Annotated in this window: 27 protein-coding genes; 25 read left to right on the forward strand and 2 right to left on the reverse strand. The window is 63.5% G+C overall.

Features of this window, described 5'->3' with window-relative positions:
• Nucleotides 1-19: 19 nt before the first annotated feature.
• The 4 genes from HAP48_RS28175 (at nt 20) to HAP48_RS28190 (ending at nt 2,791) form a co-directional block, all read left to right on the forward strand.
• Nucleotides 20-646 (forward strand): DUF7146 domain-containing protein, encoded by a 627-nt coding sequence (locus HAP48_RS28175; protein WP_166208426.1) that lies wholly within the window; start codon nt 20-22, stop codon nt 644-646.
• Complete coding sequence (locus tag HAP48_RS28180) at nt 633-1,874, forward strand: AAA family ATPase (RefSeq protein ID WP_166208424.1); 1,242 nt, start codon at nt 633-635, stop codon at nt 1,872-1,874. The genes HAP48_RS28175 and HAP48_RS28180 overlap by 14 nt, the downstream gene beginning before the upstream one ends.
• 188 nt (nt 1,875-2,062) lie before the next feature.
• Complete coding sequence (locus HAP48_RS28185; protein ID WP_166208422.1) at nt 2,063-2,563, forward strand: hypothetical protein; 501 nt, start codon at nt 2,063-2,065, stop codon at nt 2,561-2,563.
• A 12-nt stretch (nt 2,564-2,575) separates the two neighbouring features.
• Complete coding sequence (locus HAP48_RS28190) at nt 2,576-2,791, forward strand: hypothetical protein (protein ID WP_166208420.1); 216 nt, start codon at nt 2,576-2,578, stop codon at nt 2,789-2,791.
• Here the strand turns inward: HAP48_RS28190 and HAP48_RS28195 are convergent.
• Both HAP48_RS28195 and HAP48_RS28200 read right to left on the reverse strand, forming a co-directional pair.
• Nucleotides 2,779-3,153 (reverse strand): helix-turn-helix domain-containing protein, encoded by a 375-nt coding sequence (locus HAP48_RS28195; RefSeq protein WP_166208418.1) that lies wholly within the window; start codon nt 3,151-3,153, stop codon nt 2,779-2,781. The two genes, HAP48_RS28190 and HAP48_RS28195, sit on opposite strands and share 13 nt — an antisense overlap.
• Nucleotides 3,131-3,730: a hypothetical protein gene (locus HAP48_RS28200; protein WP_166208416.1), complete on the reverse strand. Its 600-nt coding sequence runs from the start codon at nt 3,728-3,730 to the stop codon at nt 3,131-3,133. Before HAP48_RS28200 ends, HAP48_RS28195 begins: the two co-directional genes overlap by 23 nt.
• 149 nt (nt 3,731-3,879) lie before the next feature.
• On the opposite strand from HAP48_RS28200, the gene HAP48_RS28205 reads away from it, so the two are divergent.
• The 21 genes from HAP48_RS28205 to HAP48_RS28305 all read left to right on the forward strand — a co-directional run bounded on the left by HAP48_RS28205 (nt 3,880) and on the right by HAP48_RS28305 (nt 19,950).
• Nucleotides 3,880-4,485 carry a hypothetical protein gene (locus tag HAP48_RS28205; protein WP_166208414.1) on the forward strand — a complete coding sequence of 202 codons (606 nt, stop codon included), beginning with the start codon at nt 3,880-3,882 and terminating at the stop codon, nt 4,483-4,485.
• Nucleotides 4,486-4,600: 115 nt separating this feature from the next.
• Entirely contained in the window at nt 4,601-4,834 is a 234-nt protein-coding gene (locus HAP48_RS28210) for a hypothetical protein (protein ID WP_166208412.1), read from the forward strand.
• A gap of 76 nt (nt 4,835-4,910) precedes the next feature.
• Complete coding sequence (locus HAP48_RS28215) at nt 4,911-5,150, forward strand: hypothetical protein (protein ID WP_165125136.1); 240 nt, start codon at nt 4,911-4,913, stop codon at nt 5,148-5,150.
• Nucleotides 5,151-5,615: 465 nt separating this feature from the next.
• On the forward strand, nt 5,616-6,371 hold the full coding sequence (locus tag HAP48_RS28220; RefSeq protein WP_224496648.1) for a ParB/Srx family N-terminal domain-containing protein: 756 nt from the start codon (nt 5,616-5,618) through the stop codon (nt 6,369-6,371).
• Nucleotides 6,368-7,195: a Mom family adenine methylcarbamoylation protein gene (locus tag HAP48_RS28225; protein WP_175612286.1), complete on the forward strand. Its 828-nt coding sequence runs from the start codon at nt 6,368-6,370 to the stop codon at nt 7,193-7,195. The genes HAP48_RS28220 and HAP48_RS28225 overlap by 4 nt, the downstream gene beginning before the upstream one ends.
• Nucleotides 7,116-7,607: a phage terminase small subunit P27 family gene (locus tag HAP48_RS28230; RefSeq protein WP_165125129.1), complete on the forward strand. Its 492-nt coding sequence runs from the start codon at nt 7,116-7,118 to the stop codon at nt 7,605-7,607. The genes HAP48_RS28225 and HAP48_RS28230 overlap by 80 nt, the downstream gene beginning before the upstream one ends.
• A gap of 52 nt (nt 7,608-7,659) precedes the next feature.
• The gene (locus HAP48_RS28235; protein ID WP_224496649.1) at nt 7,660-9,159 is read left to right on the forward strand and encodes a terminase large subunit; all 1,500 of its coding nucleotides are present in this window, start codon (nt 7,660-7,662) and stop codon (nt 9,157-9,159) included.
• Entirely contained in the window at nt 9,156-9,467 is a 312-nt protein-coding gene (locus HAP48_RS28240) for an HNH endonuclease (RefSeq protein ID WP_165125125.1), read from the forward strand. Before HAP48_RS28235 ends, HAP48_RS28240 begins: the two co-directional genes overlap by 4 nt.
• Nucleotides 9,468-9,480: 13 nt before the next feature.
• Complete coding sequence (locus HAP48_RS28245) at nt 9,481-9,825, forward strand: hypothetical protein (protein ID WP_166208408.1); 345 nt, start codon at nt 9,481-9,483, stop codon at nt 9,823-9,825.
• Between the two features lie 63 nt (nt 9,826-9,888).
• Nucleotides 9,889-11,988: a phage major capsid protein gene (locus HAP48_RS28250; protein WP_166208406.1), complete on the forward strand. Its 2,100-nt coding sequence runs from the start codon at nt 9,889-9,891 to the stop codon at nt 11,986-11,988.
• Nucleotides 11,989-12,020: 32 nt separating this feature from the next.
• Nucleotides 12,021-12,368, forward strand: coding sequence for a hypothetical protein (locus HAP48_RS28255; RefSeq protein ID WP_166208404.1), 348 nt, complete (start codon nt 12,021-12,023; stop codon nt 12,366-12,368).
• A 119-nt stretch (nt 12,369-12,487) separates the two neighbouring features.
• The gene (locus HAP48_RS28260; protein WP_166208402.1) at nt 12,488-13,819 is read left to right on the forward strand and encodes a phage portal protein; all 1,332 of its coding nucleotides are present in this window, start codon (nt 12,488-12,490) and stop codon (nt 13,817-13,819) included.
• The gene (locus HAP48_RS28265; protein ID WP_205751527.1) at nt 13,746-15,215 is read left to right on the forward strand and encodes a collagen-like domain-containing protein; all 1,470 of its coding nucleotides are present in this window, start codon (nt 13,746-13,748) and stop codon (nt 15,213-15,215) included. The genes HAP48_RS28260 and HAP48_RS28265 overlap by 74 nt, the downstream gene beginning before the upstream one ends.
• On the forward strand, nt 15,215-15,859 hold the full coding sequence (locus HAP48_RS28270) for a phage head-tail connector protein (protein WP_029085674.1): 645 nt from the start codon (nt 15,215-15,217) through the stop codon (nt 15,857-15,859). Before HAP48_RS28265 ends, HAP48_RS28270 begins: the two co-directional genes overlap by 1 nt.
• Nucleotides 15,852-16,220, forward strand: coding sequence for a hypothetical protein (locus HAP48_RS28275; RefSeq protein WP_029085675.1), 369 nt, complete (start codon nt 15,852-15,854; stop codon nt 16,218-16,220). Before HAP48_RS28270 ends, HAP48_RS28275 begins: the two co-directional genes overlap by 8 nt.
• Nucleotides 16,211-16,567 (forward strand): head-tail joining protein, encoded by a 357-nt coding sequence (locus HAP48_RS28280; RefSeq protein WP_029085676.1) that lies wholly within the window; start codon nt 16,211-16,213, stop codon nt 16,565-16,567. The genes HAP48_RS28275 and HAP48_RS28280 overlap by 10 nt, the downstream gene beginning before the upstream one ends.
• 1 nt (nt 16,568) lies before the next feature.
• Nucleotides 16,569-17,213: a hypothetical protein gene (locus tag HAP48_RS28285; protein WP_029085677.1), complete on the forward strand. Its 645-nt coding sequence runs from the start codon at nt 16,569-16,571 to the stop codon at nt 17,211-17,213.
• Nucleotides 17,210-17,527 carry a hypothetical protein gene (locus HAP48_RS28290; protein ID WP_166208400.1) on the forward strand — a complete coding sequence of 106 codons (318 nt, stop codon included), beginning with the start codon at nt 17,210-17,212 and terminating at the stop codon, nt 17,525-17,527. The genes HAP48_RS28285 and HAP48_RS28290 overlap by 4 nt, the downstream gene beginning before the upstream one ends.
• Nucleotides 17,528-17,552: 25 nt before the next feature.
• Nucleotides 17,553-19,121, forward strand: a complete 1,569-nt coding sequence (locus tag HAP48_RS28295; protein ID WP_166208398.1) for a phage tail sheath C-terminal domain-containing protein — start codon at nt 17,553-17,555, stop codon at nt 19,119-19,121.
• Between the two features lie 32 nt (nt 19,122-19,153).
• Nucleotides 19,154-19,519 carry a phage tail tube protein gene (locus tag HAP48_RS28300; RefSeq protein ID WP_166208396.1) on the forward strand — a complete coding sequence of 122 codons (366 nt, stop codon included), beginning with the start codon at nt 19,154-19,156 and terminating at the stop codon, nt 19,517-19,519.
• A complete protein-coding gene (locus HAP48_RS28305) occupies nt 19,516-19,950 on the forward strand; it encodes a phage tail assembly protein (protein ID WP_029085679.1) in 435 nt (144 codons plus the stop codon). The genes HAP48_RS28300 and HAP48_RS28305 overlap by 4 nt, the downstream gene beginning before the upstream one ends.
• Nucleotides 19,951-19,982: the final 32 nt, after the last annotated feature.

The raw sequence follows: 19,982 nt of genomic DNA on the forward strand, positions 1-19,982 counted from the left end.
CGATCAGCGCGAGCATCGCATGCGCATGCTGGCGCGCTGCGCTTTCGATGATGCGCAGCCGATCAGGGGCACGCTCGCACAAGGCTATTTCGAGAGCCGCGATCTCTGGTCAGTGGCGATGGAGATCGAGGACATTCGCTTTCATCCGGCTTGCCCGCGCGAAAGTGGCGAGCATCCTGCGGTGGTGATCGCGATGCGCTCGATCGCCAGCCGCGCGGTCACCGCAGTTCAGCGGCTGTTTCTGGATCGCCAAGGCCGCAAGATCGGCAAGGGCATGATGCTCGGCACCTGCAGCGGCGCTGCGATGCAGCTGCAGCCGAAGATCGGCAGCACGCTGCATATCGCCGAAGGGCTGGAGACCGCGCTCGCCTGCATCGCGATGGATCACGCGCCGACATGGGCGCTTGGCTCGACATCGCTGATCCAGACCTTCCCGGTGATCGGCGACATCGACCGGCTGGTGATCTGGGCCGATCATGATCCGCTGCAGAAGATCGGCGGCATCTGGTGCAGGCCCGGACACAAGGCCGCTGGCGTTTGCATGGATCGCTGGCTGAAAGCCGGAAAGCAAGTCGAAGTCGAAACACCGAAGCGAGAGGGCTGGGACGAAGCCGATGTCTGGAGCGCTCGCTGTGCCAGACTTTGAGGATGAGGATCACAAGACGCTCTCGCCAGCGGACATCATCGTGCCGTTCGATGATGCGCGCCGCAAGCGCGGTCGCGCCGAGGAAGGCGAGCAGCAGCGCGTCGTCATCATTGCCGCGCCGTACATCTGGACTGATCCTGCGAACATCCCGCTGCGCGAATGGCTCTACGGAAGGCTGCTGGTGCGGCGATTTCTCACCGTGACCATTGCGCCAGGCGGCATCGGCAAGTCATCCCTGATCGCTGCAGAAGCCTTGGCGATGGTCTCTGGCCGCGATCTGCTCGGCGTGCTGCCGGTGCGCAGGCTCAAGGTCTGGCTGTGGAATCTCGAAGACCCGCAGGAGGAAACCACGCGCAAGATACAGGCGGCGGCGAAGCATTATCATCTGACGGTGGACGACATCAGCGACCGGCTGTTCGTCAATTCGGGCCGCGATCATGCGCTGGTGATCGCCAAGGAGAGTCGCGGCGGCACGATCATCCTGCGGCCCGTGATCGAGAACCTCGTGCAGCAGCTCAGGGAGCACGGCATCGATGTGCTGGAGGTCGATCCGTTCGTCAGCTGCCATGAGGTTTCCGAGAACGACAATTCAGCCATCGACATGATCGCAAAGGAATGGAGCCGGGTCGCCGAGCTGGCCAACTGCGCCATCCATCTCGTGCATCATACCCGCAAGGCTCCAGCAGGCACCGAGGTGACGACCGATTCGAGCCGGGGAGCCAAGGCGCTCACCGATGCGGCGCGCGTGGCGCGGGCGCTCAACCAGATGAGCGAGGAGGACGGCGCGAAGGCTGGCGTCGAGAATCATCGGCTGTTCTTCCGCGCTTTCAACGACAAGGCGAATCTTGCGCCGCCCGTGGTCGCTTCGGACTGGTTCAGGCTCGCAAGCGTCTGGCTGGAGAACGGCCCCGCAGGCGGCGACAGCGTCGGCGTCGTCACGCATTGGGAATGGCCCGATCCGCTCACCGGCGTGACCGGCAGCGACTTCGATCAGGTCGCCATCGCGATCCGTGGCGGGACGTGGCGCGAGAACCCGCGCTCGACCGATTGGGTCGGCGTCGCTGTCGCAAAGGCGCTCGATCTCAGCACCGCCGACAAGACCGACCGGGCCAAGATCATCGGCCTGCTCAAGGTCTGGGTTTCGTCCGGTTCCCTGACGGTAGTCGAGCGCCTGGACGAGCAGCGGCGCAGCCGAAAATTCGTGGAGGTTTCTGATGTGGAACCGTGACTTTGCTCCAGTCAATGCGACTGGAGCACGACTGGAGCAACCACTGGAGCAGCGCACTTGCTCCAGTGCTCCAGTCACTCACCCCTAAAGGGGTGAGCTGACTAGCTACGCGACTGGAGCAGTGGAGCCCCAAGTGCGCCCCGGCGACTGGAGCGGCGACTGGAGCGGATGGAACCGAGGAGGACGAGATGCCGCAAGCAGCGATCAGGATCAACGAAGATGAGTTCCAGCCCGAGCTGCTGGACGAGGTTCCGCCGCGATGGAACGGCCCGCATGTCGGCCGCCGACTGTGCGACGCGATGCGGACCTTGGCGATGCTGCCGATGGGCGGCGGCGGATCGGCGGCGTGGCCAGCCTACTGCTACGAGTGGGACGACCTGCTGGCGCAGCAGGCGCAGGGCGAGCTGGAGCGGACGCAGGCGCTGCAGAACCGAATCCGGCTGCTACCTTCAAGCCGCGAGGTGCAGCGCATGGAAGCCGCGATCTGCTGGCCCGCCGAGTACCTCGCGCCGCTGGCGCATCTCCTGCGCGCTGTCAACGCGGTGGCGCTGGCGCACTCGCTGGACCGCGACAGCGGATGGATCGCAGCCAAGCGCGGCGGCTATGCCGACACATGGCGCGAGCGCCACGATCAGGGCTGCGACATCATCGCGCGAGGCCTGCGCAGCTGCCGCGTGTCGGTGTTCTGAGGGGGGCCGCGCATGGTCGAAGTCCTCGCCCAGATCAGAGCACCGAAGCCGAGGCAGTTCGTCGCTGGCCTCGTGCTCTGGGATGACATCGTGGTCGAGGCTGCGCCGATCCTGCACTTCATGAAGCGCGGCAGGTGGACGCGCAGCAGGGTCCGCGAGCATTGCCAGCTCAAGGGCTGGCGGGTGTCGGTCGTCTACGAAATGAAGCGGGCGTATCAGCGATGTTGAGCACGCCGCAAGGTCTGCGATGGCAACTCGCCGAACAACCGTCGATAAGCGCCAGCAAATCTGCCGAGTTCGATAAAGCCATGCTCGATTGCAACATCCTTGATCGTCGCGTCAGACCCGCCCGTCAGCAGCACAGTGTGCACGTCACCGAGCCGCTTGCGGCGCATGAAAGCAATCGGCGAGATGCCAACCACCTCGTTGAAAGCTCGATGCAGCGTTCGACGGCCCACGCTGAAGTGCGCGCAAAGTTCGGAAATGTGGATGGGTCTGCAGCCTGCATCAATCATGTAGCGGTCCACCTCCCGCACCAGCTTTGCTGCCGCGAGCACCCGCGCATCCCTATAGCGGACGGTGTCGCGCACGGGCGCGGTCACTGCGCTCACTGAACATGGGCCGAAGCTGTCGGTTGACGCCGCCGATTTTTTCAAGCGCAACATTCTGGAGCTGGTGGATGTCGCGGCGTGGCACCAGCCGACCACGATGTTGGCCAGTGATCTGCGCACCGGGTTGGGTGGCGAGAAACGCGAACAGCTCGTCCGGCGCGACGAGCGTCGTTGCATAATGGTTGCCGTTGATGAAGCGCGAATAGAGTTCCTGGTCGGGCGCGATCACAATGAGATCGCCCGGTGTCGCCTCGAAATGCTGCAGCAAGGCCGAGCTGCCGAGCAGCATGCCGAAAGTCCATCGGTTCGTGCTGAGAACGCCGCGCTGGCGCACGCCGCGCGTGAAGGAGCCAGTCGAGATGCCGACCGAGCCAACCGACAGGTGAGCCAGCGTCCCCGCCATCTCGCCTTGCCCAAGCTGCACGATGTCCATTGGTGTTGGCGCATCTTGCACGGCGTTGCGCAGCACTTCGAAGTCGGCAAACTCAAGTTGCTGCTGAACCCTGACAATTCCACCCGAACTCAACAATTCCACCCCGAACTCAAGCGTCGTCATCACAGAATTTCTTAGATGAGCGGATTGGGGCGATTTCTCAGATGCGTGAACGTGATCGGTGTCACATTGTGCACATTGCCGTTTTTTCCCGATGAAATATTTTTGATCTGCGCTGTTCTGTCACAAACCGCATAAGATCGAGGCACCCGATGGCACTGATGCTGCCGAGAGGAGCTGTGCGGGAATATCTGGCGATCTACGGTGTGGTCGCGATCTATGTTGCCGCGCTGCCTGCAGGTGCTTTCGTCTCATGCTCGCGCGATCTGCTGCACAGCCTGCTGGCCTTGCGCCGCAGATGGCTCGCATTGCAGATCACCTGCGCGTACTGGGTGAAGGATAAAACCGACGCGAGGCTGATCTGCCGCGAGGTCAACGCCAGCCTTTCGCGAGGCGACGATGGCCTGCTGGTAGCCACCGCCAGGACCGCGCAGCGCAAGGTCGAGAACGTCGCCGCGCATATGGGCATTGCGCTTACCGAGCACGACACCGTGCTCGCGCGGGCGCGCACGGCGGTCGCATACATCGAGCAGCGGATCGCGCAGGCGCAAGCCGCAGGCGAGCTGGCGTGGTTCAATTCGGCCTATCGCGCGTGGCGGCTGGAAGCCAAGCAGCAAGGGCGCGGCATGTCCTATGCCGAGGCCCGAGCCCGCCTGCGACAAAATATTTTTCGACAGATTTTGACCAATGAGGTCCAGACAGGTCCACATCACATCTTCCCGCCGCTGCCGGGAATTGATTTTCCAGTTCCAGAGTGATCTCTTCACGCGCGCAGGTGCGGCTCGAAGTGTGACTCGCCCCTGTGTCCAGACGCTACACAACATTGCTTTCACCGGCTTCACACTGAGGCCGGTTTTTTTGTGGAGGCGCGGCATGTCGATCCTGATCTCGTTTCTGGGCCTGCTGCTCTATCTCGCGATCATCTTCGTGGTCGCCTATGCGATGCGCTGGCTGATCACCGGCTTCCTCGGCTGGAGCATCGATCCGATGGTCTACAAATGGGCGCAGATCATCGTTGGCCTGCTGTGCATCATCGCCATCGTGACGTGGCTCGCTGGCGTGCTGGGCCTGGGCGATTGCCTGCCGCACTTTTGGGCCTACCGATAGGAAGCAGTCGCGGTTCGATGCGCTGCCGCCAGCTGAGCCGCCACCACCGGACATTTGCAAGGGCTGCTGAACCGAGATGATCCAGCTTGTTGTCGTTGCCGCGCTGCGCCTCGTCTCGTTCCATGGCCCTGATGGGTATCCGGTCGAGATCAACCCGGATCAGGTGACCAGCCTGCGCGGCGCTCGCGAAGGCGATCAGCAGAGCAAGTTCTTCACCAGCGAAGTCCGCTGCATGATCGGCCTTACCGATGGCAAGTTCGTCAGCGTGTCAGAGAGCTGCGAGGAGGTCCGCAGCAAGCTGGCGGCCCCGCGCTGAAGCCCCATCGGGTGCCGCTAAGGGCGCCACACGCCATTGATACAGCGACGCTATTTGCGTGGAAGTTAGTTCTATTGCGAGTGAACGGGGCGCAAGGAGAGCCAGATCAGGCCGTTTCGGCCCGGTCGGGGCCTTCCGGTAGTCCGAATTTGACCATGCATTCGCAGTCGTTCGTGCCCCGAATGCGATCTAACCAATTGAAAACATGGGGGAATAATATGCCACGGGCCGGGGGGAGGATCGCTAACCGTTGGCGAGACGGGTCCGAGCGCTGGCGGCGCTCCAAATTTAGCGCCTGCACATTCAGAAAACGCTCAAGGACGAAAGTTCTCCGCCTGCACAATCTGCAATATGATCAAAGGCTTGTTCCGAAAATACCGCTCCGAGCCTGACGCAGTTAGCAGGAAGCGATCCCGGCTAACTTACTGATCAAAACGGCCCTTTTCATCGGTACCCCGTTGCCGGGTGGAAGATCCTTCTCAACGCCAAAAACGCAGCATTTTCAGTGGCTTGACCATGGGAGCCGGAATGAAGCAGTCGAGCAAAAAGGGCGTTTTTCCCGGCAAAAACAGCCATTTCGGAGGGTCCGAAATAGCCCGGAACTGGCCTGCGGATCAGGTATCGCGCCGCCCGATTAGCGAGCTGGTGCCGAACGCCCGCAACGCCCGTCTGCATTCCGAGGAGCAGATCGAGCAGATCGCGGCCTCGATCAGCGAGTGGGGCTGGACCATCCCGGTGCTGATCGATGAAGCCGGGACGATCATCGCTGGCCACGGGAGAGTGCTGGCTGCCGAGCAGATGGGCATCGATCAGGTGCCGACGATGGTAGCTCGCGGCTGGTCGGACGAGCAAAAGCGCGCCTATCTGATCGCCGACAACAAGCTGACCGAGAACGGCCAGTGGGATCGCGCGCTGCTGCGCATCGAGCTGAACGACCTTGCGCGGCTGGGCCTCGATAGCCTGACCGGCTTTTCCGAGACCGAGCTGCGCGAGATGGGCGCGGGCGTCGAGGCGCTGGGCGGCATGCCTGTGCTTGCCGATGGCGAGCGCTCGCCCTTCCAGCAGATGACCTTCATCCTGCACGAGAAGCAGGCCCAGACCGTGAGCACGGCGATTGAGCGCGCATCGCAGGCGCTGGGGCCGCCGAGCGAGGCCTCGGAAAACAAGAACCAGAACGGCAACGCGCTGGCGGAAATTTGCCGCGCGTACCTAGCGCAATGACCAGCGCGAAGGAGATCGAGGTCCGCCCCATCGCCAAGCGCGATGCAGATGCGCTGATCCGGCGCGTGCATTACAGCGGCAAGGTAGTCCGCAACTCGACGCTATCGCTTGGCGTCTTCCTGCACGGCATGCTGGAGGGCGCGATGCAATTCGGCCCCAGCCTGCAGAAGTCGAACATCGTGCATCTGGTCCGCGACACCGGCTGGAACGGCTTCCTCGAATTGAACAGGCTGGCCTTCACCGATGCGCTGCCGCGCAATTCGGAAAGCCGCGCGCTCGGCATCGCGCTGCGCATGATCAGGAAGAACTACCCGCATATCGAATGGATCATCTCTTTCGCCGATGCCTGCCAATGCGGCGACGGCACGATCTATCGCGCGGCGGGCGTCCTGCTCACCGCGATCAAGATCAACAAGGACCTGCACATCGCCGAGGACGGCAGCATCATTCACAAGATGAGCCAGATCACCGGGCGCAATAAGCTGCAGCATCTGGCGGCGACGGGCGGGCGATGGCGCGGCACCGGCCCGACGCTCGAAGGCCACACGCTGCGCTACATCTATTTTCTCAATCCGGCGGCTCGCGCTCGCCTCGTCGGCGAGCCGCTGCCCTACAGCGCAATCGAGGCGCGCGGCGCAACCATGTATCGCGGCGTGCGTGGGAAGCAGGCGATGGCTGGCTCCAACCGGCACAGCGACGGCGCAGCACCGATCCCCACGCTCCAGCGACAGAGAGGAATGGAAAATGAAACCCGGCAAGCGACCGCTACCGACGCATCTGAAGCTGCTGCGCGGGAATCCAGGCCAGCGCAAGCTGCACGATGAGCCGCAGCCCGAGCAGCTGCCGGATGTCCCCGAGCCGCCGACCTTCATCACCGGCTATGCCGCCGATGAGTGGTGGATCACCGCGACCGAGCTGCATCGGCTCGGCCTGCTGACGAAAGTCGATGTCCCCGCGCTCGCCTGCTACTGCCACGCTTTCGGGCAATGGCGGATGGCCTCGGAATCGCTGGCGCGGATGCAGAGCAATGATCCGCTGATGAACGGCATGATCATCAAGACCAAGTACGGCGATGCCGCCGTCAATCCGCTGGTCTCCATCGTGCGCAAGCATGCGGGCGATGTGGTGCGCTTCGCCGCCGAGTTCGGCCTGACGCCAGCGGCGCGCAGCCGCATCAGCGCGGGCTCGCAGGCTACCAATTCGCAGAGCAAATTTGCAGGACTCATCGCAGGCTAGGCGCGACAGGGCTCGCGCAACGGCGGTCATCAAGTTTATCGAGAAACTTACCGTGCCCTCGGGCAAGGGCCAAGGCGAGCCCTTCAAGCTGGAGCCGTTCCAGAAGCTGTTCATCCGCGCCGTCTATGAACCCCAGCTGAAGCTGCGGCGCGTAGTGCGGCGCGCGATCCTCTCGATGGCGCGCAAGAATGGCAAGACCGCGCTGATCGCGGCCATCGTGCTCGCGCATCTGGTCGGCCCCGAGGCTATCGTCCACGGCGAAATTTATTCCGCCGCGAATGATCGGGATCAGGCCGCCATCGTCTACAAATTTGCGCGCCAGATGGTCGATCTCGATCCCGAGCTGGGCCAGATGATCGAGCTGGTGCCCTCGACCAAGACCATGATCGCGCGGCGCACCGGCTCGGTCTATCGCGCGATCTCTGCCGAGGCTGGCACCAAGCACGGCTATCTGCCGAGCCTCGTGATCTATGACGAGCTGGCCCAGGCGAAGAACCGCGACCTCTATGACGTGCTCGATACTTCCTTCGGCGCTCGCGATGAGCCGCTGTTCATCGTGATCTCGACGCAGAGCAACGATCCCGAGCACATCATGTCGAAGTTGATCGACGATGGAATCTCGGGCGTCGATCCGGCCATCGTCTGCCATCTCTACGCCGCCGATGAGGAGTGCGAGCTGGGCGACGAGAAGCAATGGCACAAGGCGAATCCGGCACTCGCCAAATTCCGCGACTATGAGGACCTTGCGACATCGATCCGCAAGGCGATCAGAATGCCCGCCGAGGAGCCGAAGGTTCGCAACCTTTTCCTGAATCAGCGCGTCTCGCCGCACGCCTCGCTGATCAGCCGCGCCGAATGGAAGGCCTGCGCGGGCGAGAGCAAGCTGCAGGATGGCGAGGAAGTCTATCTCTCGCTCGATCTGTCGAGCACCGTCGATCTCACCGCGCTGATGATCGGCTCGGTTAGCGATCCCTGCCGCATCGAGCCACATTTCTGGAAGCCGCGCGACAAGCTGATCGAACATTCAAGCCGCGACTTCGGCTCGGGCTCGCATCGCTACCGCGAGTGGGCCGAAGCTGGCCGCCTGCATGACAGCCCCGGCAAGACGATCAACCCCGAAGCGGTCGCGCTCTTCATCGCTGAGATGTCGCAGCGCTATCGCATCAAGGGCATGGCCTATGATCGCTGGCACATGGATTACATCCTGCGCGAGTTCGACCGCATCGGGCTGCAGGCTTACGAGGACTGCGAAAAAGGCGGCGACGGCCTGCGGCTGGTGCCTTGGGGCCAAGGCTACAGGGATATGGGCCCCGCTATCGATGCGTTGGAGCTGGCCGTGATCGAGCGCCAGCTGATCCATCCGAACAATCCGGTGCTGAACTGGAACATGGCAAACGCGGTCGCCACCAGCGATCCCGCTGGCAATCGCAAGCTGGACAAGGACAAGGCGCGGTTTCGGATCGACGGCGCGGTAGCGCTCTCGATGCTGCTCGGGCTGCGCGCGAGAGATCGCAACATCAAGCCAGTCGATATCGAGGCGCTGATCGGATGAGCCGCGAGAGCTGGAAACATTTCTACGACACCGCTTTCTGGCAGCGCCGCCGCAGGCAGCAGCTGCTCGCGCATCCGCTGTGCAAGTTCTGCGCGGCAGACGGCATCGTCACGGCGGCCACGCATGTCGATCACGTCAAGCCGCATCGCGGAAGCTGGAATCTGTTCTGCCTGGGCGAGCTGCAGAGTCTCTGCTCGCCCTGCCATAGCTCGACCAAGCAGCAGATCGAGGCGCGCGGCTTCGACATCGCAGTCGATGCCGATGGCTGGCCGACCGATCCGAACCATCCCGCCAATCGCCACCGCTGAAAAGGAGACCGCTATGCCGCTGCAAGTCATCGACGGCCCGACCATTGCCGAAGGCGAAGCGCTTTCCGATGGCGTGGATTGCTCCGCTGGCGAGATCGTCCGCATCACCGTGCCGCAGGAGTTCACGCCTGCGAATCTGACGCTGCAGGCCTCCAGCGACGGCAATCTTTACAACGATCTCTACGGTGCCAACGGCGAGGAGATCACCATCGTCGCAAGGCCGAACAGCACCATCATCATCCACGAGAACTGGGCCCGCGCCATCGCTTGGCTGAAGCTGCGCTCGGGCACGCGCGCCCATCCAATCGATCAGAAGACCGAGACCAAGTTCGCCATCGCGGTCGAAACAGCGGCCTAGCCGCTCCTCATCCTTCGCACCCCATCGATCCAACCAACCTGCAGCCTGCGGGAGGGCCGAGTCATGCTGAAGCGCAACCAGAACCTGACGCGGCAGGACATCAAGCCCGACGACGACGAGTCCTATGAGGACTTCATGGATCGCTGCTCGGACGGGATCGGCGACGAGGATGTCTGTCAGATCATCTGGGACAACCGCGCCGCCGAGGGCATCCGCTTCAAGACCACCGCCGCCAAGGTCAACGGTCTCGAGTTCGTGCTCTCTGATGAGACGCCCGACCGCATGGACGATGTCATCATGTCGGACGGCTGGGACCTGTCGAACTTCAAGAGAAATCCGATTGCGCTGTTCGGCCATCAAAGCAGCTTCCCGATTGGCAAGTGGAAAAATGTCCGCGTCGTGGACAAGCAGCTGCGCGGCACTCTGGAGCTGGCCCCGGATGGCACCTCGGATCGCATCGATGAGATCAGACGGCTGATCGAGGCCGACATCCTGCGCGCCGTCTCGGTCGGCTTCAGGCCGAAGGAGAGCAAGCCGCGCGCCGAATCCGACTACGGAGTTTTCTTCACCAAGAGCGAGCTGGTCGAGACCAGCGTCGTCTCGGTGCCCGCGAATCCGAATGCGCTCGCGGTCGCCAAGGCTCTGAAACTTTCCCCCGCAACAATCGATCTCGTCTTCGCCGGGAAAGGCGCAACGGACGGCATCAAGCGGCGCGGGATCACTGGCGGGCAAGCCGACAATTCATCGACTGGTAGAAAGGGCACGACAATGTCGTTTGCTCAAAGGATTATCGCTGCCGAACAGCGCGTCAACGCGCTGCGCGATCAGCTTGCTGCACATTGGGAAAAGACCGACGAGACCAATGTCAGCGACGATCAGCTGAAGATCGCCACTGACCTCAATGAGAAGATCGAGCGGGAAGAGAAAACGCTCGAAGCCCTGCGCGGTACCGAGAAGAGCCTCGGCCAACAGTCCGACGATGGCCGCACTGTCGTACTGTCGCGCGGCGCAACGGCGGCGACGACGCATCAGCCCGCGAGGCCGTTCAACCTTCCGAAAAAGAAGGTCGAGCCGATTGAGCTGCTGGTGCGCGCTGGCACCGTGCAGCTGTTCGCTCACATCCATCGCAAGCCTGTCGATGCCATGATGCGCGAAATTTACGGCGACGACGAGCAGACGCGCGCCGTGCTCGATTGGGCAACCCGCGCGGCAACGGCTCCTGCCATGACCACGGTCACCGGCTGGGCCGCCGAGCTGCTGCAGCAGATCGTTACCGACTTCATGCAGACGCTGATGCCGAAGTCGGTCTTCCCGCGTCTGTCCTCGCTCGGGCTCTCGCTGGAGTTCGGCCGCAACGGCAGGATCATCATTCCGACCCGCTCGCTGACGCCGACCATCGCTGGCTCGTTCGTCGGCGAAGGCATGCCGATCCCGGTTCGTCAGGGCGCATTCACGTCGCAGACCCTGACGCCCAAGAAGATGGCGGTCATCACCACTTGGACCAAGGAGATCGATGAGCACTCCGTGCCCGCCATCGAAGGCCTGCTGCGCGATGCGATCTCGCAGGACACCGCGATCTCGCTCGATAGCATCCTGCTCGACACCAACCCGGCGACGTTGATCCGGCCGCCCGGTATCCTGAACGGCATCACCCCGCTGACGCCTACTGCAGGCGGCGGCTTCGGTGCGCTGGTCGGCGACATCAAGCAGCTCACTGGTGCCTTGCTCACTGGCACCAAGGGCAACGTGCGCAATCCGGCTTGGCTGATGAACCCGCAGCAGGTCAACAGCATCTCGCTGACGGCGGCTCCGGGCGTCGGTGCCTTCCCGTTCCGCGAGGAAGTCAGCCGAGGCCAGCTCGGCGGCTGGCCGATCATCGATTCCGGCACCGTGCCGCTCGGTGAGGTGGTCGTGATCGATGCCGCAGACTTCGTTGCGGTCGGTGGCGAAGCCCCGCGCTTCGAGATCAGCGATCAAGCCACGCTGCACTTGGAAGACACCGCGCCCGCCGACATCGTCAGTGGCGCTGCGCCTGGCACCCCTGCAACCCCGGTCAAGTCGCTCTGGCAGACCGACAGCCTCGCGCTGCGGCTGATCCTGCCGATCAACTGGACCATCCGCCGCCCCGGCGTCGTCGCTGTCGTCAGCGGCGTCACTTGGTAAGCGGTCCACTCTCTCGAAAGGAGACCTCAGACATGACCGACACCGACAAGGTCGAAGCCACCAAGAAGCGGCTCGCTGACGAGAAGGCGGCCCGCGAAAAGAAGCAGGCCGAGCAACGCGAGGCGATGGCCAATGCAAAGCCGACGCCGACGCAGGAGGAGAATGACCTCGCGGCAGAGGGCGAGCATCTCGACGAGCACGAGCCGGATGGATCGCCGCCCGATCCGAATGCGCCGCCGCCCGGTCAGCCGTCGCCGCATCACCAGACCCGCGTGACCAAGCCGTCGCCGCAACCTGCTCAGCGCGGCGACTACTCGACGCGGACAGCGGCCCCGGCACCTGCCGGGAAACATGACACGGCGGGTGCGAAGCACGAATGACCGAGACCGCCGCCAAGCCTCGCGTGCGAATCAAGGCAGGACGCAGCACTGCGCTTGTGTCCAAAGCCGAAGGCGAAGCGCATGCGGGGCCGTGGTTTCTTCCTGTCACCGGAGGATGGTTGCCAGCCGATGTCGGCAACTCCATCAACTGGTGGCAGAACGGCTATGATGTTCTGTCGCTGTCGTCGCAATCGGCAATGGTCGAGGCCTGCGTCTCGGCCTATGCGCAAACGGTCGCGATGTGCCCCGGCGATCATTGGCGGCTCAATGCGAAAAACGGGCGGGACCGGATCACCAATTCGGCCCTGTCCCGTATCCTGCGCCATCCCAACGACTATCAATCGATCAGCGACTTCCTGCTGAACGGCACGCGCTCGCTCTATCTCGACGGCAATGCCTATGCGCTGGCGCTGCGCAATGACCGCTATGAGATCAACGAGCTGCATCTGATGAACCCGCGCCTGTCCTATCCACGGCTGGCGACGACCGGCGATATTTTCTATCAGCTCGGCGGCAATGACATCATCAGCAGGCGGCTCGGCGAAGAGGCGCTGATCGTGCCAGCGCGCGACGTGCTGCACATCCGGCTGCACACCCAGCGCCAGCGCTTCCCGACTCCGCTGGTCGGCGAGTCGCCGATTGTCGCGGCCTATAGCGATGTCGGCATGGGCGCGGCCATCGCGCAGCAGCAACTCAGGTTCTACATGAACGAGGCGCGGCCCTCGGCGGTGCTCTCGACCGATCTGGTGCTCGACAAGGATCAGGTCCAGGCGCTGCGCGACCGCTGGAACGAGCAGGCGCGAGGGCTGCATCAGGGCGGCACGCCGATCCTGACCGCAGGCCTGAAGGTGCAGCCATGGGCGCAGGGCGGCAAGGATGCTGCGACTGCCGACATGCTGAAGCTGTCGAATGAGCACATCGCGCTCGCCTTCCGCATTCCGCTGCAGGTGCTCGGCATCGGCGGCAACAACCTTTCATCGACCGAGCTGCTGATGCAGAGCTGGATCGCGTCCGGCCTCGGCTTCGCGCTCAACCACATCGAGGAATCCATCGGGCTGCTGTTCGGTCTCAAAGGCCAGCCCGACGAGTATGTCGAGTTCGATACGGCGGCGCTGCTGCGCTCGGCGTTGAAAGACCGCATCGAAGCGCTGGCGCGTGGTGTTCAGGGCGGCATCTATGCGCCCAATGAAGCCCGTCAGACCGAGGGCCTCGATGCCGTCAAATTTGGCGACGAGCCGCGCGTGCAGCAGCAAGTCGTTCCGCTCAGTGCCGTTGACAAGATTCCGGCAGCTCCAGCTCCACCAGCCGCACCGCCCGCTGCTGCTGCTGCCGCGAATGACGATGCCAAGCCACCGCCTCCAGAAAAGGGCGACCGCGATGCAATCCAACGGAAAGTCCGAAGCCTCATTGCCAGTGCCGACCGGATCGGACGCCGCCGACTTTCTTCTTGAGGCGTGGCGCGAGGCACTGGCCGATGTGCTCGACAAGCAGCGCGAGCAATGGCAGCGCGAGCGCCAGCTGATCGAGGCGCAGAGCGAGGCCGCGATCCTGAAGCTGCGCGGCGAAGTGATCGAGCTGCGCCAGCTGGTGATGACCTATGCGCGCGAGCAGCTCACCGCCCTGCAGCAGCAGGTCAGCGACCGGCTGGCCGAGCTGAAGGACGGCGCAGATGGCCGCGATGGTGATCCGGGCCTGCAGGGCCTGCAGGGCCTTCAGGGCGAGCGTGGCGAGCGCGGGGATACTGGCGAGCGCGGAGAGATCGGGCCCATGGGCGAGCGCGGAGAGCGCGGCGAGCAGGGCCCGCAAGGGGAGCGGGGCGACAACGGAGAGCGAGGCCAAGATGGCAAGCAAGGCGAAAAAGGCGAAGCGGGCGAGCAAGGCCAGTCGGGCCCTGCAGGCGATCAGGGTGTCCCCGGTGAAAAGGGCGAAACCGGCGAGCGCGGCGAAAAAGGCGAAGCGGGCGAGCAAGGCCAGCCGGGCCCTGCAGGCGATCAGGGTGTCCCCGGTGAAAAGGGCGAAACCGGCGAGCGCGGCGAAAAAGGCGAAGCGGGCGAGCAAGGCCAGTCGGGCCCTGCAGGCGATCAGGGTGTCCCCGGTGAAAAGGGCGAAACCGGCGAGCGCGGCGAAAAAGGCGAAGCGGGCGAGCAAGGCCAGTCGGGCCCTGCAGGCGATCAGGGTGTCCCCGGTGAAAAGGGCGAAACCGGCGAGCGCGGCGAAAAAGGCGAAGCGGGCGAGCAAGGCCAGTCGGGCCCTGCAGGCGATCAGGGTGTCCCCGGTGAAAAAGGCGAAACCGGCGAGCGCGGCGAAGCGGGCCCGCCCGGTGAGAAGGGCGCACCGGGGCAGTTGAAGACGGCGCGAGCCTATGAAGACGGTTCGGTCCATTACGATGGCGATCTCGTCCTGCATCAGGGCTCGACCTATCAGGCTCGATGCGACACCGCGAAAGCGCCGCCGCACGAGGACTGGCAGCTGATCGCCGCCAAGGGACGCGATGCAGTGATGCCGAAAATTCTCGGCACCTACCGCGAGGGAGAGAACTATTCGTTCCTCAACATCGTAGCCCTTGGCGGCTCCAGCTTCATCGCACGCAGCGATGATCCGGGGCCGTGCCCCGGCGAAGGCTGGCAGCTGATCGCCAGCGCTGGCCGCCCCGGCAAGCAGGGCCCGCCCGGTGCGCGTGGCGAAGCGGGAGCGCGCGGCGAGCGCGGCCTGCCTGCGCCCTCGATCATCGGCTGGACAATCGACCGCGAGGCCTACACCGCAACGCCGATCCTGTCGGACACCAGCGAGGCCGCACCGCTGCAGTTGCGCGAGCTGTTCGTGCAATTCCAGGACGAGGCGAGCTGATGGCCGACATCTGGGTCAAGGTGATCACCGAGGCCGAGAGCTACGATCTGCTGACGCTCGACGAGCTGAAGCTAATGCTGAACATCAATCCCAGCGACACCAGCGAGGACGCCGCGCTGCAGCAGGACATCGAGCACTACAGCGATGTGGTCGCGACGATGTGCAATCGGGTCTTCGGCTTCGAGAAGGTCGCCGAGACATGGCGCGGCGACTCGATGCCATTCGATTGTCCCCGGCTTTTCCTCACGCATTACCCGGTCGCCGATGGCGATGTGACGACCGTGGAATCGCCGCGCGGTGCGCTGGTCGATCCGACCGCTTATGAGATCGAGAACCGATCCGGCACGATGCGGATCGATGGCGCGTGGTCGGAGCCGATCACCGTCACCTATAGCGGCGGCTACAATCTGCCCGACGAAGCCCCACCCGCGCTGAAGCAGGCGACCGCGCTGCTGATCCAGGCGGCGCGCATGCAGCGGGTCCGTGCAGCTGTCGCCGGGATCAAATCGATCACGCACCGCGAGTCGCGCGTGCAGTTCATGGATACCAACAAGGCCCTGACCAGCGGCGTGATGGGGATGCTCGGCGATGCCGCCGAGACCGTCAACGCGCTGCTCTACAAATATATGCGCTTCTATGTTTGAGGTCAGGATCGAGGGCGTCGATCAGCTGCTGGCCAAGCTGAACAAGTACAGCGCGCAGATCACCGAGCTGCACACCAGCATGCCGCAGGAGCTGGAGAACTGGCAGCGCGAGGACATGAAGCGCCAGTATCCGAATATGCAGGTCGATGCAGGCAGCGACCAGACTGTCGCAGCCACCTCGATCTGGCCGCGCTCGCGCACTGATGTCAGGCAGCGGCGGCATCAGGCACCGCAGCAGCATCGGCCCAAGCAGGCGGGCCCGGTGGTGCGCAGCAATCGCCCGATCCTGCGGGCCTCGCTGTTCGATCAGCTCGTTGAGCGAATGAAAAGGCTGCTCGCTGGGGCAACCAAATGGCCGTGAATCTCGATGTGCTGCTGCAGGGGCCGATCTTCGACTTCTGGGCGGTGCCTGTCGTGTTCAAGCCGATCAAGTCGCAGCCGGGGCAGCCTGACTACACGCGGCGCGGCATCCTCAATACCTACAGCCTCGATGTCGCTGGCCTCGATGGGCAACTCTATTCCGACCAGCGCACGATCCTCGATATCCGCGAGAGCGAGTTCAGCGTGCTGCCGCAGCAGGACGATCATCTGGTGATCCCCAAGGACTGCAACAACGTGCCGCGCGGCGAATACCAGATCACCGATGCATCGAGCGATGGCGGCGGCCAGACCATGCTGACCATCCGAAAGTTCGAAACGATCATGTGACATGGGCCTCACCGACACGCAGTCCTACTCGCTGGTGATTCGCGACGGGCTGTTCGATGCGGTGAGCACCGATCCGTTCTTCGCCAGCTACACCGCGCGCAAGACCAAGATGCTGAGCGTGCAGCATCAGTTGCTGCCGTACCTGGGCGTCTACATCATCGAGGAGCAGATGCTGCCGGATGGTGATGGCAACGCGGGACATATCCGCTTCAGCCATACGCTGCGCATCGGCTTCTCGGTGGTGGTCGCGAATAACGATCAGGTTGCCGCCGAGGCGCAGATCGATGCGGCTTGGTGGAGGATCATGAACCGGCTTTGGCCGGATCAGAAGCTGATGAACGTGGTGCTCAGCAGCCTGCCTGACAACACCATGATCGAGAGCCTGCCACGCGGCGTGCGCCGCCATGTCTTCGGAGCCGCTGGCCTCAATAACGAAACGCCGGTCGCCGAGCTGCAATACGACGTTTCAATTTTCTTCCGCAGCGGCTGGCCGCCGATCATCACCGACGATCTCAACACCATCGATGTGGTCACCGGCATCAAGCCCGGTGACTCGCAGGCCGACATGGATCAGCGCCAGCAGATTCACGTCCAGTACCAGTTCGATCAACTTCGCAAGGCCATGAAGAGGGAGACAAAGCAATGAGGGTTATGAGCAAGGTCGCGCTTCGCGGAAAGCGCCAGAACGAGCGCGTGCAGATGATCGCCGAAACCGTCGCTCCCGGCATCCGCGTCTCACCGGCCAAGGAAGAATACCGCGCGGTGCTGAAGCATCCCAAGGGCGGCGGCTTCCCTGCAGAGGGCGGCAAGGTCTGGCCGAATGATCGCTTCACCAAGCGCAGGCTGGCCGAGGGCTCGATCACGCGCGACGAGCCCGCCGAGCAAGAGCAATCGAAACCGCAAGAGCGCCGCAGACCGCAGCACGGCGCACGCCCCGAGGGCGGCAACGACGCTGCGTAACCAGGCGCGATCATAGGAGGACGCTATGCCGATTAGCTTTGCCAACATCCCCGCCAATATCAAGGTGCCGCTCTACTGGGTCGAAGTCGATCCGTCGATGGCAGGCCTGCCGACCATCAATCTGCGGGCGCTGCTGGTCGGCATGAAAGTCGCCGCAGGCAATGCCACCGAGGACATCGCGATTCCGATTGGCAGCCAGGCGCAGGCCGATCAGGCTTTCGGTGAAGGCTCTGAGCTGGCGCGAATGTTCAAGGCGTTCTTCGCCAACAACTTCGCTAACGAGGTCTGGGGCTTGCCGGTCGCCGAGCCGGTCGGCGCGGCAGCTGCCACTGGCGACGTCACGATCACCACCGTGCCGACTGCTGCTGGCACCATCCATCTGTACATCGCGGGCGAGCATGTTCCGGTGCAGGTCTCGACCACTGACACCATCCCCGAGATCGCCGACGCCATCGCCGCTGCGATCAATGCGGACGTGGCGCTTCCTGTCACTGCTGCATCCGTCACTGGCGCGGTCACCATCACCTCGGTGTTCAAGAGCGTCAACGCCAACGACATCAGCGTCTCGCTGAACTACTACGGCAGCCGAGGCGGCGAGCAGACTCCCATCGGGCTCGGCATCGATCTGCCTTCGACCGCATTCCTGACTGGCGGCACCGGAGCGCCTGACTTCGACAACGCGATCATCAACCTCGGCGAAGAGCCGTTCGAATATGTCGCAATGCCGTACACCGACAGCAACTCGCTGTTCGCGTGGGATCAGGAATATGGTTTCACCGATCAGGGCCGCTGGGGCTGGCAGCGCGAGTTGTTCGGCCATGTCTTCTCGGCCAAGCGCGGCACCTATGCCGATCTCGTGCTGTTCGGCGACCAGTACAACAGCGGCGTCGAGTCGGTGATGGCGCTGGAAGTCGCTTCGCCCTCGCCTTCATTCGAGTGGGCGGCGGCCTATGCTGCGAAGGCGCAGCGAGCCCTGATCAACGATCCGGCGCGTCCGCTGCAGGCGCTGACGCTGAACCAGATCAAGGCCGCGCCGATCCACGAGCGGTTCGACTTCGTTGAGCTGAACTCGCTGGCATCCAATGGCCTCGCCATCGCAAAGATCGGTGCCGACAACCAGCCGATGATCGCGCGAGAGCAGACCACGTATCAGACCAACCTCTACGGCCAGCCCGATGATGCCTATGAGCTGGTGACGACGCTCGCGACACTGGCGAAGCTGCTGCGCAATCAGAAGCACGCCATCACGTCGAAATTCCCGCGCCACAAGCTGGCTGATGACGGCACCAAGTTCGGCGCAGGTCAGGCCATCGTCACTCCCGGCATCATCAAGGCCGAGCTGGTCTCCGAGTATCAGCAGGATATGTATGTCGGCCTTGTCGAGAACCTCGCGGCCTTCAAGCAGCACCTGATCGTTGAGCGCGACCCCAACGATCCGAACCGCGTCAACGTCCTGTATCCGCCTGACCTGATCAACCAGCTGCGCATCTTCGCGGTGCTGGCGCAGTTCAGGCTGCAGTACGACCGAGGCATCGACAGCCAGATCATCGGCCAGCCGTCGCCGCCGTTCAACGCCGCGTCGGGCGCTTCCTGATCTCACCCCGCAACTCCAGAGGAGACTGAACAATGGCACAAAGAATCGCGGGCATCGCCTTCCTGACCGTCGATGGCGATCAGCTGGCGCTGCGCGGCAACTTCACGGTCAGCCCGTCGCCCGTCGAGCGCACCATGATCGCGGGACAGGACGGCGTGCATGGCTATCAGGAGCTGCCGCGCGTGCGGTACATCGAGGGCGATCTGTCAACCGTCCCCGGCCTGTCGCTGGAGACGCTGCTCGCCGAGACCGATGTCACGGTGGTCGCGCAGCTTGCCAACCGCATGCAGTACGTGCTCACCAGCGCGACCTGCAAGGGCGGCTTCGAGAACAACACCCGAGATGGTCAGGTCCGCGTGCGCTGGGAAGGCCTGACGTGTGAGGAGATGGCCCTGTGAACGTCAAGCCGAGACATGAGGGCTTCGTGGACGACAAGCCCGAGCCCGAGATCATCCCGCCGAGCGGCACCAAGCGGGCGGTGCCGCCGCCCGAGATCGAGCCGTCCCCGGATGAAGTGGGGCCGCTGGAGCAGGATGAGTGGCCCATCATCGTCAAACTGATCTATAAGCCGATCCGCAACAATCGCGGTGAGGATGTCAGGGAAATCTCGCTGCGCGAGCCGCGAGCTGGTGACATCAACCGCTATGGCAATCCGATCCGCGTCAATCAAGACGGTGATGTGCTGATCGACGAGCGCAAGATGTCCTACATGATCGCAGCGCTGTCGGGAGTGCTGCCGCCGTTCATCGAGGAGATGGACCCGCGCGACTGGAACAGCTGCGCCTACCGGCTGCGGCGTTTTTTTCTTCCCGATCCAGCGGCCTGGTAGGCAGCGAGGAGGAGATCATCCTCGACTGCTAC

The organism is Bradyrhizobium septentrionale (genome assembly GCF_011516645.4).
GTDB lineage: Bacteria > Pseudomonadota > Alphaproteobacteria > Rhizobiales > Xanthobacteraceae > Bradyrhizobium > Bradyrhizobium septentrionale.

Coding starts and splice junctions, on each gene's coding strand:
- HAP48_RS28230 (WP_165125129.1), top strand. CDS start 7,116: ATGAAACCCGGCAAGCGACCGCTACCGACGCATCTGAAGCTGCTGCGC.
- HAP48_RS28300 (WP_166208396.1), top strand. CDS start 19,154: ATGGCACAAAGAATCGCGGGCATCGCCTTCCTGACCGTCGATGGCGAT.
- HAP48_RS28205 (WP_166208414.1), top strand. CDS start 3,880: ATGGCACTGATGCTGCCGAGAGGAGCTGTGCGGGAATATCTGGCGATC.
- HAP48_RS28280 (WP_029085676.1), top strand. CDS start 16,211: ATGGCCGTGAATCTCGATGTGCTGCTGCAGGGGCCGATCTTCGACTTC.
- HAP48_RS28290 (WP_166208400.1), top strand. CDS start 17,210: ATGAGGGTTATGAGCAAGGTCGCGCTTCGCGGAAAGCGCCAGAACGAG.
- HAP48_RS28270 (WP_029085674.1), top strand. CDS start 15,215: ATGGCCGACATCTGGGTCAAGGTGATCACCGAGGCCGAGAGCTACGAT.
- HAP48_RS28245 (WP_166208408.1), top strand. CDS start 9,481: ATGCCGCTGCAAGTCATCGACGGCCCGACCATTGCCGAAGGCGAAGCG.
- HAP48_RS28215 (WP_165125136.1), top strand. CDS start 4,911: ATGATCCAGCTTGTTGTCGTTGCCGCGCTGCGCCTCGTCTCGTTCCAT.
- HAP48_RS28250 (WP_166208406.1), top strand. CDS start 9,889: ATGCTGAAGCGCAACCAGAACCTGACGCGGCAGGACATCAAGCCCGAC.
- HAP48_RS28255 (WP_166208404.1), top strand. CDS start 12,021: ATGACCGACACCGACAAGGTCGAAGCCACCAAGAAGCGGCTCGCTGAC.
- HAP48_RS28190 (WP_166208420.1), top strand. CDS start 2,576: ATGGTCGAAGTCCTCGCCCAGATCAGAGCACCGAAGCCGAGGCAGTTC.
- HAP48_RS28265 (WP_205751527.1), top strand. CDS start 13,746: ATGCAATCCAACGGAAAGTCCGAAGCCTCATTGCCAGTGCCGACCGGA.
- HAP48_RS28275 (WP_029085675.1), top strand. CDS start 15,852: ATGTTTGAGGTCAGGATCGAGGGCGTCGATCAGCTGCTGGCCAAGCTG.
- HAP48_RS28200 (WP_166208416.1), bottom strand. CDS start 3,730: ATGACGACGCTTGAGTTCGGGGTGGAATTGTTGAGTTCGGGTGGAATT.
- HAP48_RS28240 (WP_165125125.1), top strand. CDS start 9,156: ATGAGCCGCGAGAGCTGGAAACATTTCTACGACACCGCTTTCTGGCAG.
- HAP48_RS28295 (WP_166208398.1), top strand. CDS start 17,553: ATGCCGATTAGCTTTGCCAACATCCCCGCCAATATCAAGGTGCCGCTC.
- HAP48_RS28285 (WP_029085677.1), top strand. CDS start 16,569: ATGGGCCTCACCGACACGCAGTCCTACTCGCTGGTGATTCGCGACGGG.
- HAP48_RS28225 (WP_175612286.1), top strand. CDS start 6,368: ATGACCAGCGCGAAGGAGATCGAGGTCCGCCCCATCGCCAAGCGCGAT.
- HAP48_RS28210 (WP_166208412.1), top strand. CDS start 4,601: ATGTCGATCCTGATCTCGTTTCTGGGCCTGCTGCTCTATCTCGCGATC.
- HAP48_RS28175 (WP_166208426.1), top strand. CDS start 20: ATGCGCATGCTGGCGCGCTGCGCTTTCGATGATGCGCAGCCGATCAGG.
- HAP48_RS28185 (WP_166208422.1), top strand. CDS start 2,063: ATGCCGCAAGCAGCGATCAGGATCAACGAAGATGAGTTCCAGCCCGAG.